We start from the raw sequence: 16,193 nt of genomic DNA, 5'->3' as shown, positions 1-16,193 counted from the left end.
AGCCCCTCCGTCCGCCTCCAGCCGCGCTTCGCCCGCCGAGAGACTCCGGCGCGATGAGCATCCCCGTCGCCATCGCCGGCGCGACCGGCTATACCGGGCTCGAGCTCATCCGCCTGGTGCTGGGCCACCCGCGGCTCGAGCTCGCGGGCGTCTTCGCGTCGCCGGGCGGCCAGAGCGTCGGCCAGCGCGTCGGAGACGTCTTCCCCGACCTCCGCGGCCGGACCGACGCCGTCTTCGCCTCGGGCGAGCCCGACGCCATCCTCGCCTGCTCGCCGCAGGTCGCGTTCCTCTGCACGCCGCACGAGGCCAGCGCCAGCCTCGCGCCCGCCCTGCTCGGCCCGTGCCCCGTCGTCGCCGACCTCTCTGGCGCGTTCCGCCTGCCCGCCGCCAGCTACCCCGCCGCTTACGGCTTCGAGCACCCCGCGCCCGACCTACTCGAAAGCGCCGCCTACGCCCTGCCCGAGCACAACCGCGAAGCCATCCAGCAAGCCGACCTGCTCTCGTGCCCCGGCTGCTACCCCACCGCCAGCCTGCTGCCGCTCAAGCCCGTGATCACCGGCGGCCTGCTCGCCCAAGGCCACGCGATCGTCATCGACGCCGTCAGCGGCATCAGCGGCGCCGGACGCGCGCCCAACCAACGCACCGTGTTCGGCGAGGTCAGCCTCGGACCCTACAACGTCTTCGCCCACCGCCACCAGCCCGAGATCTCGACCCACGCCGGCGTCCGCGTGCTCTTCACGCCCAGCGTCGCGCCCTTCTTCCGCGGCATGCTCGCGCTCGTGCACGTCGACCTCGTGCCCGACACCACCGAAGCTAGCCTGCGTGCGTGCCTCGAGTCGGCCTACGCCGACGCCCACTTCGTCCGCCTCTTGCCCAAGGGCCAGTGGCCGAGCGTGGCGGGCGTCGAGCGCACCAACTACGCCGACATCGCGCTTGCGTACGACGCCGAGTCGCATCACGCCGTCCTGGCCTGCTCGCTCGACAACTTGCTCAAGGGAGCCTCGGGCCAGGCGCTGCAAGCCGTCAACATCCGCCTGGGCCTTGACGAACGAGCCGGCCTGACCTCCGACCACGCCACGACGCCAGAGGAGATCGCATGAACGCAGTCGTCGTCAAGGTCGGCGGTCGCGGCGTCGACGCGGCCGCCGCCCGCGAGCCCATCATCGACGCCATTGCCAAGCTCGCCGTCCACGAGCGCCTGGTCATCGTGCACGGCGGGGGCAACGCCATCGACGACCGGCTCGAGCGGCTGGGCATCGAGGCACGGCGCGTGCAGGGCCTCCGCGTCACCGACGACCAGACCATGCGCGAGATGGTCGCGGCCGTGGGCGGCAACGTGAACCACGCCCTTACCGGCGCTCTCCTCTCGCGAGACGTCACCAGTGCCGGACTCACCCTTACCGGCGCCGGCATCCGCTGCCGCCTGCACGAGCCCGTCGAGGGCGTCGACCTGGGCCGCGTGGGCATCGTCGAACCCAGCGAGGACGCCCACGACGTCGACGGGCTGATCGCCCTCATGGGCGCTGGCGTGCTGCCGGTCGTCTCGTGCGTGGGCGCCGACGACGACGGCCAGCCCCTCAACGTCAACGCCGACGACGCCGCCGCGGGGGTGGCCGTCGCGCTCGGCGCCAGCCAGCTCGTCCTGCTCACCGACACGCCCGGCGTGCTCGACGCCGACGGCGGCCTGATCGAGCAGCTCGACCGCGCCGAGATCGAGCGTTTGATCGACTCGGGCATCATCGCCGGCGGCATGATCGTGAAGGTGCGCGCCGCCGTCGACATGGCCGCCCGACTGCACGCGCCCGTGCGCATCGCCGCCTGGGCAGATGCCGACGCCGACTGGTGGCGAGACCCCAGCGCCCCCGGCGGCACCATCATCCGCGACGGCAAGCCCGCCTCGCTCGGGGCGGGCAATGGCTGACGCGCCGGCAGCCATGCCCAAGAGCCTGCTCTCCTCGGCCCAGCTCGACGCCGACGCCATCCGCGCCGTCATCGACCTGGCCGACGAGATGCGCGCTGCCTGGCCCGCGCCAAAGCGCACGCTCGAGAACAAGGCCGTCGCGCTCGTCTTCGAGAAGCCCTCCCTCCGAACGCGCACGAGCTTCGACGTCGGCCTCTCGCGACTGGGCGCCGACGTGACCTACCTCGACCAGTCCGCCTCGCCCCTGGGCGACCGCGAGTCGATCGTCGACTTCACGCGCACGCTCGAGCGATACGCCGACGCCATCGTCGCCCGCGTGCGCCGCCACGTGGTCTTGCAAGAGATGGACCGCGTCTCCCGCGTCCCCATCGTCAACGCCCTGAGCGATCACGAGCACCCGTGCCAGGCCCTGGGCGATGCCATGACCATCCGTGCCGCCTGCGGCAAGGTCGAAGGCGTCCGCGTGGCCTACATCGGCGACGGCAACAACGTCTGTAATTCGCTGGTGCTCACCATGGCCGCGCTGGGCGCTCGCGTCACCATCGTCGCGCCCAGCGCCTACGAGCCGCAGCCGGCCGTGCTCGCGCTCGCCCGAGAGCGCGCCGAACCAGCCGGCGGCGCGGTCGAACTCGCCACCGATCCGGCCGCGATCGAGGGCCACGACGTGGTCTACACCGACACCTGGGTCTCGATGGGCAGCGAGAGCGAGCGCGACGAACGCGTCGAAGCCTTCCAGCGCTACCGCGTGACCGCCGCCGCGATGGCCAAAGCCTCCGAGGGCCGCGAGCCAGCGAAGTTCATGCACTGCCTGCCCGCCTTCCGCGGCGTCGAGGTCGACGACGAGGTCATCGACGGCGAATCCTCGCTCGTCTACGAGCAGGCCGAGAACCGCATGCACGCCCAGAACGCACTGCTGACCATGCTGCTGGGCAACCAGCGCGAGAACGGAGCCAACCCATGACCCAGCGCAAGGTCGTCCTTGCCTATTCCGGCGGCCTCGATACCTCGGCCATCGTGCCCTGGCTGGTCGAGACCTACGGCTTCGAGGTGCACTGCATCGTCGCCGACGTCGGGCAGGGCCAGGACGAGCTCGAGGGCGTCATCGAGAAGGCCCGCAAGACCGGAGCCGAGAGCTGCAAGGTCGCCGACCTCAAGCAGGAGTTCGTCGACGACTACGTCTTCCCCACGCTCATCGCGGGCTGTCAGTACGAGACGACCTACCAGCTCGGCACCGCCATGGCGCGCCCCGTTATCGCCAAGGCCCAGGTCGAGTACGCCCTCGAAGTCGGCGCCGACGCGGTCTGCCACGGCTGCACGGGCAAGGGCAACGACCAGATCCGCTTCGAGGCCGGCTACGCCGCGCTCGCGCCGCACATGGAGATCATCGCGCCCTGGCGCATCTGGGACCTGCACTCACGCGAAGACCTGCTCGAGTACCTCGCCGCCCGCGACATCAAGAGCACCGCCAGCGCCACCAAGATCTTCAGCCGAGACCGCAACCTCTGGCACATCTCCCACGAGGGCGGCCCCATCGAAGACCCGTGGAACGCTCCGCCCGCCGACGTCTGGATGATGTCGCGGAACATCGAGGACGCGCCCGACCAGCCCGAGCACGTGAGCCTGACCTTCGAGGACGGCCGGCCCGTCGCGCTCAACGGCAACACGCTCGGCGGGGTCGAGCTCATCGAGCAACTCAACGACATCGCGGGCCGCCACGGCGTGGGACGCGTCGACATCATCGAGAACCGCTGCGTGGGCATCAAGAGCCGCGGGCTCTACGAGACCCCCGCCGGAACTGTCCTCGTCAACGCCCTCCGCGGCCTGGAAGAGCTCGCCTTCGACCGCGACGTCCGCCGCTATCGCGAGCACATGGCCACGACCTTCGGCGAGCTCGTCTACTCGGGCAAGTGGTTTACGCCGCTGCGCCAGGCCATCAGCGCCGCGGCCGAGTCGATGGCCTCGCGCCTCTCGGGCGAGGTCTCGGTCCGCCTCTTCAAGGGCCACGCCACCGTCGAGCAGCGCCGCTGCGACGCGGCCATCTACGACCCGGGTCTTGCCTCGTTCAGCGACACGCCGCTGTACGACCAAAAGCACGCGGGCGGGTTCATCCGCCTGTGGACGCTCACCCAACGCGTCGAGGCCCTGCGCCTGCAGCGCGACGTCAAGGAGCCCGAGGCCCCGGCCCGGATCATCCCGTGAGTGATTCCGCAAAGCCCGCGTCGATGTGGGGCGGCCGATTCGACGAGCCGCCGGCCGAGTTGTTCAAGCGGTTCAACGACTCGCTGCCCATCGACTGGCACATGGTGCAGCAGGACATCGCCGCATCGAGCGCCTGGGCCCAGGAAATCCGCGACGTCGGCGTGCTGACCGAGGACGAGTGCGAGCGCATCACCGCAGGATTGCGCGAGATCGCCGAGCACGCCGCTTCGCTGCCGGGCGCGCCCGTCGAGTCGGGCCTCGAAGACGTGCACACCTGGGTCGAGCACGAGCTGGTCCAGCGTCTCGGCGACCTTGGCAAGAAGCTGCACACCGGCCGCAGCCGAAACGACCTGGTGTCCACCGACTTCCGCCTGTGGACGCGCCAGTGCATCGAGGTCCGCCGGCGTGAGCTGACCGACCTCCGCCGCGCCCTCATCGACCTGGCCAAGAAGCACGCCGCCGACCCGATGCCCGCGTACACCCACCTGCAACCCGCCCAGCCCGTCACCATCGGCCACTGGGCGCTCGCCTACGAGGCCATGCTCGCACGCGACAGCGCCCGCCTGCACGATGCGCTCGACCGCGTCGACGAGTGCCCGCTCGGCTGCGGCGCCCTTGCCGGCACGGCCTACGACATCGATCGCCACCGCCTCGCGCGCAATCTCGGCTTTGCGCGGCCCAGTACGAACAGCCTCGATGCCGCCAGCGACCGCGACTTCGCGCTCGAGACCCTCGCCATCTTCGCCGGCTGCGCCATCCACCTGTCGCGCCTGGCCGAGGACATGATCATCTACAACAGCGCCGAGTTCGCGCTGGTCAAGCTCAGCGACAAGGTCACCACCGGCTCGTCGCTCATGCCCCAGAAGAAGAACCCCGACGCGCTGGAGCTCATCCGCGGCAAGGCCGGCCGCATCGCGAGCGCCCACAACCAGATGCTCATCCTCCTGAAGGCCCAGCCGCTGGCGTACAACAAGGACAACCAGGAAGACAAGGCCGCCCTCTTCGACGCCGCCGCCGAGCTGAGCATGTGCCTGCGCATCGGCGCGATGGTCGTTGAGACGACTTCGTTCGACCTCGAGCGTTGCCGCGCCCGCGCCGCCGCCGGCTACGCCAACGCCACCGAACTGGCCGACTACCTCGTCGCCAAGGGCGTGCCCTTCCGCGAAGCCCACGAGGTCGCCGGCAAGGCCGTCCGCGCAGGCCTTCAGGCTGGGCTCCCGTTGGAAGAACTCTCGCTCGAGCAGCTGCGAGCGATCCATCCTCGGATCGACGACGACGTCTTCGGCGTGCTCACGATCGAGGCCACGCTGCAGAAGCGGTCGGCCTTTGGCGGCACGGCCCCCGCTCGCGTACGCGAGTCCGTCGCCGCCGCCCGGGCCCGTCTCGGCCACGAATCAGGGGATGCCGAGGCCGGCTAGATGCACGTGCTGACACCCCCAATCGGGGTGGTATCGATAACCGGCGGACTTTACGCAGATGCGCTCAGCGTAATCCTCCCAGAATACCTATTTACCCAAAAGAATGCAGGAAAATTCAACGGTTTTGGGCCAAAGGCTCGTTACTCTGTGCGATTGCCGACCGGCGTCCGCAGAGACGCTTTCGATGCGAACGAAAACCTGACCTGCGCCGATGGCTCGGAGGCCCGACGCACAGGCCCACCAGGACTACTCCCCCGATGCTGTCAGAAACATCTGCGTTGCGGGGGCGGGCGGCCTGCCTAGCTGCCACGCTCCCGCTGGCCTGTCTATCCGCTTTCGCCCAGCCCGCCATCGACGCTCGGCACGATCCCCAGACCCTCCAGCTCCGCTACGCCGCCTTCGATCCCGCGGAGGTCATTCCCGCCGTCCCGCTCGAGCTCCGCGCCGAAACACCGGGCGCGTACATCGTGCAGCTGCGCGACCGCGCCACCGACGCGTCGCGCGCCGCGATCACCGAAGCCGGCGGCCGCATTGGCCGCTTCCTTCCTCACAACGCGTACATCGTGCGCATGGACGCGCCCACCGCCGCCCGCGTGCGCACGCTGGGCGCCGTCCGCTGGGTCGGGCCTTTCCACCCCGCGTACAAGCTCGACGAGCCCTTGCTCCAGGCCATCACGATCGGCGGCAGCTACGCGACGCCCGCGCGATACTCCATCCAGATGCTTGGCCGCGGTCCGGCCGACCAGCACGCCGTGGCCGACGCCATCGCCGAGCTCGGCGGCGTCGTGCATGGTTTTGAGCCGCAGGGCTACCGCATCGAGGCGACGATGACCCTCGATGAGCTCGCCGCCGTCGCGCACCGCCCCGAAGTTCTGTTCATCGATGCGAAGGGCGCGCCCGAGACCGACATGGACATCGTTCGCCTGTTCAGCGGCGGCGATCGCTTGCATGGTCTGGGCTTCTCGGGCCAGGGCGTTCGTGGCGAGGTACTCGACGGCGGCCTGCGCACCAGCCACCTGGACTTCCAGGCCAGGCCCCCCATCATCCATACCGCCAATGGGCCCGTGACCGCACACGGCACTGCGGTCTACGGCATCGTGTTTGGCGACGGCTACGCCGACGAGCGGTACGCCGGCATGCTGCCCGAAGGCCAGGGCATCTTCGCCAGCTACCCGGAGCTTGGCTTCCTTGGAGCCGGGCCGGGGCGCTACGAGCACACGGCCGAGCTGATCGACCCCGAGGGTCCCTACCGCGCCGTGTTCCAGACCAACAGCTGGGGCGACCCGCGCTCGACGAACTACACGACGATCTCGGCCCAGATGGACGACATCGCGTTCCACAACGACATCCTCATCACCCAGAGCCAGTCGAACTCGGGCGACCGGCGTTCGCGCCCGCAGGCGTGGGCCAAGAACATCGTGTCGGTCGGGGGCATCAACCACGAGAGCACGCTGACCCGCGTGGACGACTACCACTGGGCAGCCAGCACCGGACCCGCCGCCGATGGGCGCATCAAGCCCGACTTCTCACACTTCTACGACCGCATCGAGACCACCAGCAGCGCCGGCCCGCGAGAGTACACCGTCTTCAACGGCACCAGCGCATCGACGCCCATCGTCGCGGGCCACTTCGGGATCCTCTACCAGCTCTGGAGCGAGGGCATCTTCGGCAACGCCGTCGATGCCGCCGGCGACGTGTTTACGAGCAGGCCCAGCGCCACGACCGCCCGAGCGCTCATGGTCAACACGGCCCGGCCCTGGCCCATCAGCGACGACATCGCGCGAGACGAGCAGGGCTGGGGCCCTCCGAGCGTCTCGAGCCTGTACGACGCACGCGATTCTCTCTTCGTGGTCGATCAATCCTGGACGCTGCTGCGACGGGGCGACCGCGCCGAGTTCGCGGTGGGCATGCCGCCGCAGGGGGCACCTCTCCGCGTGACCATGGCCTACCTCGATCCGGCGGGCAACCCGGCGTCGACTGTCCATCGCATCAACGATCTCGACCTCCGCGTAACCGCGCCCGACGGCACGGTCTACCACGGCAACGTCGGCCTGCACGACGGGCTGTACTCAATGCCGGGCGGCGACCGCAACCAGGTCGACACCATCGAGAACGTGTTCATCGAGCGAGCCGACGCGGGCGTGTGGACCGTCGAAGTGGTCGCGCAAGAAATCAACGAAGACTCGGATCTCTCGACGCCGGGCATGGACGCCCACTTCTCGCTGGTCATCCAGGGTGGTGGCGTTGCCCCCATCTGCGGGGTTGACTTCGACAAGGACGGTAGGCTGACCATCTTCGACTTCGTGGGCTTTCAGTCGGCCTTCACTGATGGCGACCTGGCCGCCGATTTCGATCGCGACGGCGTGCTCACGATGTTCGACTTCATCCTGTTCCAATCACGCTTCGTCGTCGGCTGCTCCTGACGAAGCGGCATCGAAGCCCAAGAACGGACCCGCCCCGCATCGGCTGACGCCGGTGCGGGGCTTCGTACGTCCTGCCCTCCATCGAAGCAGACGCCGGAGCGCCCGCGAGGATCACTTCGCTTGCGCGATCTCGCCCGTGCTCGACGCACCCTTGCCGAGGGCGATGGCGTCCAGGACCGTGCGACTGGTGTAGTTGTTGGCGACCCAGGGCGAGTCATCGGGGATGCCCGGGCCGTAGACGGCCAGCACCGGCGGGGCATTCTGGTTCAGCTCGTTCATCAAGTCCCAGGCCGGCAAGCCGCTGCTGGTCAGGTCGGCCTTCACCATGACGACGTCGTCTTCTCGCAGGCGTGACAGGACCGGATCGACGCCCAGCACGCCGCTCTCGAGCGCGCGACAGGTCAGGCACCAGTCGGCCGTGAACTTGACGACGATCACGTAACCTTCTTCGCGCGCTCGGGCCATGAGCTGGGGCGAGTAGTCGACCCACGTGCTCGTCAGGATGACGCCGTCGCCGTCGCCCGCTGCCTCGGCGATGCGCGCCTCACGCTCGAGGTAGTCGGCCTTCGCGCTGTCGGTCACGTCGTATGCGAACAGCACCGCACCAGCGGCGAGCGCGAGCCCAAGCACGCCGAAGATGCCTCGCTTCGGCACGCTCTTGGTGATCTGCATGGTGCGAACGGCGAGCCACAGGCAGCCGATCGCGACAAACACCGCCGCGGCCCACCAGTGCAGCTGGCGTCCGATCCACGGCATGTCGAGGATGAGCGCCTGCAGGCCCGACGCGACGAAGTACGCCGCCGCGCCCAGCAGCAGCAGCCCCATGACCTGCTTGACGAGCTCGCTGGCCGGCCCCGTGCGCGGAAGCACCTCGACCCACTTGGGGTTCAGCGACAAGATCAGGTACGGCAACGCCATGCCCACGCCCAGAGCGCCGAAGATCAGCATCGTGACGACCGGCGGGATGACCGTCGAGCTCGCCAGCAACGCGCCCGCGACCAGGCCGAAGCACGGCAGGCCCAGTACGCCGGTCATGACGCCGAATACGAACGAGCCCCAGGGCGAATCGGCCTTGGGATTTACCTTGTACACGGATTGTGGCAGCTGGACCGTGAACAGGCCCATCAGGCCGATCGACATGATGGCGATGATGACGCCCACGGCGAACGTGAACCACCAGATGCCGAAGATAGCGCCCACGGCCTTGCCCAGCAGCGCGGCCGGGATGCCAAGCGCGATCCAGAAGCCGATGACGCCAAGCGCCATCCAGATGCCCAGGACCAGCGTCTTGCCGGGCGAGCCCGCGTGCTGCGACAGCGTCATCACCTTGATGGGGATCACCGGCAGCACGCACGGGGTCAGGTTCAGCACGAAGCCGCCCACCAGGCCCAGCAGTACGACGACGGCGATGCCGCCGGCCGAATCGGGGCTGGGTACGGGAATGAATCCGAGGAACTTGTTGCGCGTGTCGGCAGCGCCGGCCTGGGCGGGAGCCGCGGGTTCGGTTGTGGGATCTTCATCGGCGGCGGCCGGCTCTTCGGCCCCGGGCGCGCTGCTGCCCGCGACGGCAAGGCCGATGGCCGCATCGATGGTCTGTGGCTCGAGGCTTGCGGCTTCGGCCGGAACTTCACCCGAGCCGAAGGCCGCCAGGCTCGCAGAGACGTCCACGTTCTCGGGCGGGTAGCACACCGTGTCGTCGCAGGCCTGGTAGCTCACGGCGAGGTCGAGCGTGCGGGCCTGGCCGGCTGCCTCGCGATCGATCAGCACCGGAATGAACGCGACCGCCCGGCCCGAGTAGACGGGCACCTCGATCGGATCGCCCATGCCGCTCGGGTCGGGCACCGGGTAGGGCTTGGGGTTGGGCCACTGGATCTCGCCCGTGCCCAGCACGCCCGGGCTGGGCTGGAGCGTCGCTTCGGTTCGGATGGCAAAGGACGCGACGTCCTCGGGCAGCACGTCCTGGTCGGCGCTGGGCCAGCTGTGCAGGGCCGGTGGGTGGTCGAGCGTGACGGCCACGAACGCCACGAGCGGGCCTTCATCGGCCTGCCGGGGAGACCACCACGCGGTCGCCGACACGGCAACATCGCCGCCGAAGCCAACGGGCTGGGCGGCCGCCGCGGGCGAAAGGAGTCCGAAAAGCAGGGCGATGAGGCCCAAGATGGTCGCGTGCCGCATTCGAGCTCTCCGGGGCCGTGCGGGCCGTGGGACGGGGTCTTTGGAGCGTGCCCAGTGTAATCCGCCACCGCGCGGGCGTGTTCCCGGATGCCACCGGCGATTCTGGCCCGCCGCTTGCGGCTCGTTCCTCAAGCCTCGCCCGCCGCGGGACCGATCCCTGACCGATCGCCGCTTGATCAACGGGGCCGGTGCCGCCCCAGTTCTGTCATTCGACCTCGCTTGAGAGCCCCCATGGACGTGCTGGACCAGAACGAGGTCGATGCCCTGCTTGCCGCGGTGAACTCCGACGCGGTCGAGCAGGAGCCGCCACGGGCCCAGATCTTCAGCCGGCACCTCCGCGACTTCGACGAGATCGAGGTCCGCACGTACGACTTCAAGCGCCCCGAGCGCGTCAGCAAGGACCAGATGCGGGCCCTGCAGACGCTGCACGAGCAGTTCGCGCGGAACTTCGGTGCGTCGTTATCGGGCTTTCTACGAACCATCGTCGAGGTCAAGCTCGCCACGTGCGAACAAATGACGTACGGCGAGTTCATCAGCGCCCTGCCCAACCCCACGAGCTTCAACCTCATCGAGAGCAGCATCCTCGAGGGCCAGATCTGCATGGAGCTGAGCCCGCTCATCATCTACCCGATCATCGATCGCCTGCTGGGCGGCACCAGCCAGGACCTCTTCATCCCTCAGCGGCCCATGACCCTCATCGAGAGCCGGCTCATCAGCAACGTGACCAACCGCGGCCTGGGCGCCCTGAGCGAGGCCTGGGCGGGCGTGAAGGAGATGACCTTCGAGATCAAGGCCACCGAGAGCAACCCGCAGCTCGTCCAGATCGTGCCGCCCAACGAGGTCGTGGTGGTCGTGGGCTTCGAGATCAAGATGTCCAACCGGGCCGGCACCATGAGCCTGTGCATCCCCTACAACGTCATCGAGCCGGTGATCACGGCCGTGAGCGCCCAGAACTGGTTCTCGTCGAGTCAGTCGGCCAAGTACGCCAGCATGGAGCGGGCCGTCAGCGGCACGCTCGCGGGCGCCAGCGTGTCGGTGGCCGGCGTGCTGGCCCGCACCACCATCAGCCTGCGCGACCTCGCGACCATGTCCGCCGGGGATCTGATCATGACCGAGACCCCCGCCACCCGGCCCATGGTGCTGGCCGTCGAGGGCGAGCGGACCTTCCTGGCCCACATCGGCCAGCACCGCAACAAGCGGGCCCTCCGAGTCGTCCGAGCCACGACGCAGACCGACCGGGTGTAGGCCACCTCGACCCCGGACGCCGCAAGTTTGGATCGTGCGAAGCCCGCCGGCTCTGGTTGACTCTCGCGGGCCCCGATCGCTACCATCGTGCTGCTATGAGCCACGCCGGGACTCATGTCGGACCCCCGCCCACGCCCGTTGTTGGTGTCGGAACGGGTAATGGCATGGCCCGGGCCTGGAAGGGTTGCTGCCGATGATGTGAGGTTTCGGCACAATCTGCACGCCAGCGACGATCGGGATGGCCCCTCGTCGTGCGGCTTGTGGCCGGGTCATGGGCGCGTTCAGCGGCTCGTGGCCCGGGTTGTTGTTGGCAGAGCGAACAGCGCTGCCCGAATGGTTTGGTTGGATTGGTCTCGACAAGCTGACAGCACGGACAAGGACGCCCCTCGCGGCGTCGGAGGAAGCGGACGTTGAACGGCCCCGAAATGCTCAGGATCTTGGATTCGATCGCACGCGACCGCAAGGTCGAGCGTTCGGTGCTGGTTGCCGACCTCGAGCAAGCCATGGTGAGCGCGGCGCGCAAGCACTTCGGCTCGCTCGATCTCGAAGAGTTTGCCTGCTCGGTCGACCAGCTCAGCGGCGAGATCGCCTTGACGCGTCACGGCGAGCCGGTCGAGCTCAATCCGCAGGACCTGGGCCGCATCGCCGCCCAGACCTTCAAGCAGGTCATGATCCAGAAGTTCCGCGAGGACGAGCAGACGAGCTTGTATGACCGCTACCACACCCGCGTGGGGCAGATCGTCACCGGCACCGCGCAGCGCTACGAGCGCGGCGGGCGCCTGGTCGTCTCGCTCGACGCCGGCGAGGGCGAGATGCCGCGCCAGGAGCAGATTCCTGGCGAGCAGTTCAGCCCGGGCGACCGCGTCCGCGCGATGATCCTGGACGTGAAGCGTGACGGCTCGGCCACGCGAGTCGTGCTCAGCCGAGGCCATACCGACTTCATCAAGCGGCTCTTCGAGGTCGAGGTACCCGAAGTTGCCGAGCGCATCATCGAGGTGAAGGCGATGGCGCGCGAGCCGGGCCAGCGCACCAAGATCGCCGTGAGCAGCATCGACAGTCGCGTCGACGCCGTGGGCGCCTGCGTGGGCGTGCGCGGCAGCCGCATCAAGAACATCGTCGACGAGCTCAACGGCGAGAAGATCGACATCGTCCGCTGGAACGAGAGCAGCCAGATCCTCATCCAGAACGCGCTCAAGCCCGCCGAGGTCGCCGAGATCAGCCTGTGCTTCGAGCTCGGCCGCGCGACCGTCGTGGTGCGCGAGGACCAGCTCAGCCTGGCCATCGGCAAGCGCGGGCAGAACGTGCGCCTGGCGGCCAAGCTCACCGGCTGGGACGTGGACATCCTCACGCCCGAGGAGTTCACCAAGAACCTGGAGATCATGTCGACCACGCTCCAGCAGGTCGACGAGATCGACGAGCAGATGGTCGACCGCCTGGCGGCGCTGGGCATGATCAGCGTGTTCGACGTCGAGGAGATCGGCGCCGAGATGCTGGCGACCGAGCTTGAGCTGAGCCCGGAGGTGGCCGCCAAGGCCGTCGAGCTGGCCAGCGACCGTGCGAAGATCGTGGCCGAGGAGCAGGCCCGCGAGAAGGAAGAGGCCGAGAAGCGCCGCCAGGAAGAGCAGGCCCGGATCGCCGCGGGCGAGGACCTGCTGGGCCCCGAGGGCGCGCCCGACGCCGACAGCGCGGCGGCCGCGATCCTCGGTGGATCGGGTGGTGGTGCCACAAGCGACGCAACGGAAGGCGACGCGGGCGGCGCATCGGATAGTGGTGGTGAACAGGCCTCGTCCGAGGATGCGAGCGAGTCTGCCGGCAGCGGCGACTCGACGCAAGCCGAGGGCGAGGGGAACGACAGCAACGGCGACAGCCGGGCCGCGGAGATCCTCGGCGGCTGATCCAGTGGTGCAGCGCGTCCGCGGGGCCTTGCCGGTGTGTTTGGCGGGGCTCGGGCGCATGGAGTGACGTTTGGCAAAGCGTGTGTTCGAGATCGCGAAGGAGCTCGGGGTTGCCTCGAAGGCCGTGGTGCAGAAGTGCCGCGACGAAGGCATTCCCGAGTCGAACATCAAGAACCACATGTCCACCGTGTCGGTCGGGCTCGAGGCAACGATCCGCGAGTGGTTCGCGGGTGAGGCTGCGCCCTCGGCGACCGCGGTAGAGACGTCCGAGCGCGTCGACCTGGAGAAGGTCCGCGCCAAGCCCCGCGCCCGCAAGGCCGCCGCCAAGAAGATCGGCAAGGCAAGCAAGGCCAGCAAGCCGGACGAGACCGAGAGCACCACGGGCACGGCCGTCGCCGAGCCGCCCAAGCGTGCCAGCCGGGCCACGCCCGCCGCGCCCTCGGCAGACGACGGCAACGACGCGAGCGTCAAGGAAGAGCCCCCGGTCGAGGCACCCAAGCCCGAGGCTCCGGCCAAGGCGGCCGAAGCGCCCGTCGAGCCGGCGAAGCCCGCCGCGACGGAGGCCCCCGCCGCCGACGAAGCACCGGCAACCGGCGACGCGGACGACGACGCATCGGGCAACGGCCAGCAGGCCGCCGCGGAGGCGCCCAAGTCTCCGCCCAAGCCCGCGCCGCAGAACGTGCCGACGCGGCCGACGGTCGTCAAGCCCGCCGGCCCGATGATCGACCAGCACGAGAAGACGCCGGTGAAGCTCAGCGGCCCGAAGATCGTGCGCGTCGAAGCCCCCGAGCAGGTCGACACCCGGCCGCGCGGCCGCGGTGGCCCGCGTGGTGGCGGTGGCGGCGGATTCGGCGGGCCGGGTGGCCCTGGCGGCCCGATGCCCCCGATGGACGGCGGCGGCGGTCGGCGCGGCGGGCCCAGCTCGCGGCGTCGCGGACGCAACGAGCCCCAGCAGGGCGGCAGCGGCATGTGGCGCGAGCAGGACCTCATCGAGCGTGAGGCCAAGCTGCAGCAGGCCGGCGGCTACCTGCGCAAGCGCCGCCAGGACCTGGCGCGCGGCGCGGGCCAGCAGGCCCGCCAGCAGAGCCCGGCCCAGCAGGGCGGCACGGTCAAGATCACCGCGCCGTTCACGATCAAGGACCTGTCGGCCGCGACCGGCGTGAAGGGCGCCGAGATCGTCAAGAAGCTGTTCATGCAGGGCATCATGGCCCAGATCAACAGCGGCATCGAGGTCGAGAAGGCCCAGGAAATCATGATGGACTTCGACATCGAGCTCGAAGTCACCGCCGCCAAGAGCGCCGAGGAAGCCGTTGCCGCCCAGTTCGAGGAGCGGACGACCGTTGATGAGCGGTCGCGTGGCCCCATCGTCACCATCCTGGGCCACGTCGACCACGGCAAGACGAGCCTGCTGGACAAGATCCGCGACGCGAACGTGGCCGCGGGCGAGGCCGGCGGCATCACGCAGGCTACCAGCGCCTTCCGCGTGCCCGTGCACGTGGGCGACGACACCGACCGCGAAGAGAAGCAGGTCGTCTTCATCGATACGCCGGGCCACGAGGCGTTTACGTCCATGCGCTCGCGCGGCGCCAACGTAACCGACATCGTGGTGCTGGTGGTGGCGGCCGACGACGGCGTGATGCCCCAGACCATCGAGTCGATCAACCACGCCAAGGCGGCCGGCGTGCCGATCGTCGTGGCGCTCAACAAGATCGACCGCCCGCAGGCAACCGATGCGAAGATCCAGGAGATCCTGGGCCAGCTCGCCCAGCACGAGCTGAACCCCGTCGACTGGGGCGGCGACGTCGAGGTCATCCGCACCAGCGCCCACACGGGCCAGGGCATCCAGGAATTGCTCGAGACGCTCGACTTCCAGGCCCAGCTCCTGGAGCTCAAGAGCGACTTCGGCGGCAACGCCCGCGGCACGGTCATCGAGAGCCAGATGGAGCCCGGCCGCGGCGCCGTCATGAACGTGCTGCTGCAAGAGGGCGCGCTCAACGTCGGCGACTTCATCGTCGCAGGCCGCGCGTTCGGCCGCGTCCGCGACATGACCGACGACAAGGGCCAACGCATCCGCGAGGCCCACCCGCCCATGCCGCTACAGGTCACCGGCATCGACGAGTTGCCCGACGCGGGCGACAAGTTCTTCGTGGCCAGCAGCCTGAAGGACGCCCAGAACGCCGCCGAGCAGCGCCGCGCTCGCGAGCGCGAGGAGCAGCTCGCCCAGCCGGCAATGACGCTCGACCGCATGTTCAGCCAGATGGCCGAGGCCGAGCTGAAGGAGATCCTGGTCGTTCTCAAGGCCGACGTGCAGGGCTCGGTCGATGTGCTCAAGAGCGAGATCGAGAAGGTCTCGACCGAGGAGATCAAGGTCCGCGTCATCCACGCGGCCGTGGGCGGCGTGACCGAGAGCGACGTGCTGCTGGCCGAGGCGTCCAAGGCCGTCATCGTCGGGTTCAACGTCATCCCCTCGGGCAAGGCCCGCAAGCTGGCCGACGGCAAGGGCGTGCAGATCCGCACGTACGACGTCATCTACCACATCACCGAGGACATGCAAATGGCCGCCGAGGGCATGCTCGACCCCGAGCTGCGCCAGGAGGTCCTGGGCCACGCCGAGGTGCGTGCGGTGTTCAAGGTGTCGAAGGTCGGCACGATCGCCGGCTGCTACGTCACCGACGGCGTGGTGCAGCGCGACGCGCTCATCCGCGTCACCCGCGGCGACATCGTCATCGAGAACGATCGCAAGCTGAGCCAGCTCAAGCGCTTCAAGGACGACGCGAAGGAAGTTCGCGCGAACATGGAGTGCGGCATGAAGATCGACGGCTACGACGACATCAAGGAGGGCGACATCCTCGAGTGCTACAAGCAGGTCGAGGTGAAGCGGACGCTGTGATGGGGAAGGCACGAAGGGACGAAGGGA

Annotated in this window: 10 protein-coding genes; 9 read left to right on the top strand and 1 reads right to left on the bottom strand. The window is 69.0% G+C overall.

Annotated elements, in window-relative coordinates:
* Window positions 1–53: 53 nt before the first annotated feature.
* The 6 genes from argC (at window position 54) to RIA68_13640 (ending at window position 7,961) form a co-directional block, all read left to right on the top strand.
* Window positions 54–1,100 carry an N-acetyl-gamma-glutamyl-phosphate reductase gene (gene argC / locus RIA68_13665; GenBank protein ID MEQ8318490.1) on the top strand — a complete coding sequence of 349 codons (1,047 nt, stop codon included), beginning with the start codon at window positions 54–56 and terminating at the stop codon, window positions 1,098–1,100.
* On the top strand, window positions 1,097–1,921 hold the full coding sequence (argB, locus tag RIA68_13660; GenBank protein MEQ8318489.1) for an acetylglutamate kinase: 825 nt from the start codon (window positions 1,097–1,099) through the stop codon (window positions 1,919–1,921). The genes argC and argB overlap by 4 nt, the downstream gene beginning before the upstream one ends.
* Window positions 1,914–2,882 (top strand): ornithine carbamoyltransferase, encoded by a 969-nt coding sequence (gene argF, locus RIA68_13655; protein ID MEQ8318488.1) that lies wholly within the window; start codon window positions 1,914–1,916, stop codon window positions 2,880–2,882. The genes argB and argF overlap by 8 nt, the downstream gene beginning before the upstream one ends.
* Entirely contained in the window at window positions 2,879–4,120 is a 1,242-nt protein-coding gene (locus RIA68_13650; GenBank protein ID MEQ8318487.1) for an argininosuccinate synthase, read from the top strand. Before argF ends, RIA68_13650 begins: the two co-directional genes overlap by 4 nt.
* Complete coding sequence (gene argH, locus RIA68_13645; protein ID MEQ8318486.1) at window positions 4,117–5,538, top strand: argininosuccinate lyase; 1,422 nt, start codon at window positions 4,117–4,119, stop codon at window positions 5,536–5,538. The genes RIA68_13650 and argH overlap by 4 nt, the downstream gene beginning before the upstream one ends.
* A 257-nt stretch (window positions 5,539–5,795) precedes the next feature.
* Window positions 5,796–7,961 carry a S8 family serine peptidase gene (locus RIA68_13640; GenBank protein ID MEQ8318485.1) on the top strand — a complete coding sequence of 722 codons (2,166 nt, stop codon included), beginning with the start codon at window positions 5,796–5,798 and terminating at the stop codon, window positions 7,959–7,961.
* 111 nt (window positions 7,962–8,072) lie between these two features.
* On the opposite strand, the gene RIA68_13635 is transcribed toward RIA68_13640, so the two are convergent.
* Entirely contained in the window at window positions 8,073–10,136 is a 2,064-nt protein-coding gene (locus RIA68_13635) for a cytochrome c biogenesis protein CcdA (GenBank protein MEQ8318484.1), read from the bottom strand.
* A gap of 231 nt (window positions 10,137–10,367) precedes the next feature.
* On the opposite strand from RIA68_13635, the gene fliM reads away from it, so the two are divergent.
* The 3 genes from fliM to infB all read left to right on the top strand — a co-directional run bounded on the left by fliM (window position 10,368) and on the right by infB (window position 16,166).
* The gene (gene fliM, locus RIA68_13630; GenBank protein ID MEQ8318483.1) at window positions 10,368–11,381 is read left to right on the top strand and encodes a flagellar motor switch protein FliM; all 1,014 of its coding nucleotides are present in this window, start codon (window positions 10,368–10,370) and stop codon (window positions 11,379–11,381) included.
* Window positions 11,382–11,806: 425 nt separating this feature from the next.
* The gene (gene nusA / locus RIA68_13625) at window positions 11,807–13,276 is read left to right on the top strand and encodes a transcription termination factor NusA (GenBank protein ID MEQ8318482.1); all 1,470 of its coding nucleotides are present in this window, start codon (window positions 11,807–11,809) and stop codon (window positions 13,274–13,276) included.
* A gap of 70 nt (window positions 13,277–13,346) precedes the next feature.
* Window positions 13,347–16,166: a translation initiation factor IF-2 gene (gene infB / locus RIA68_13620; GenBank protein ID MEQ8318481.1), complete on the top strand. Its 2,820-nt coding sequence runs from the start codon at window positions 13,347–13,349 to the stop codon at window positions 16,164–16,166.
* Window positions 16,167–16,193: the final 27 nt, after the last annotated feature.

The sequence above is a fragment of the Phycisphaerales bacterium genome (assembly GCA_040217175.1).
In the GTDB taxonomy this organism is placed as follows: Bacteria; Planctomycetota; Phycisphaerae; order Phycisphaerales; family UBA1924; genus JAHCJI01.
This window is presented reverse-complemented; position numbering and strand designations above follow the sequence as displayed.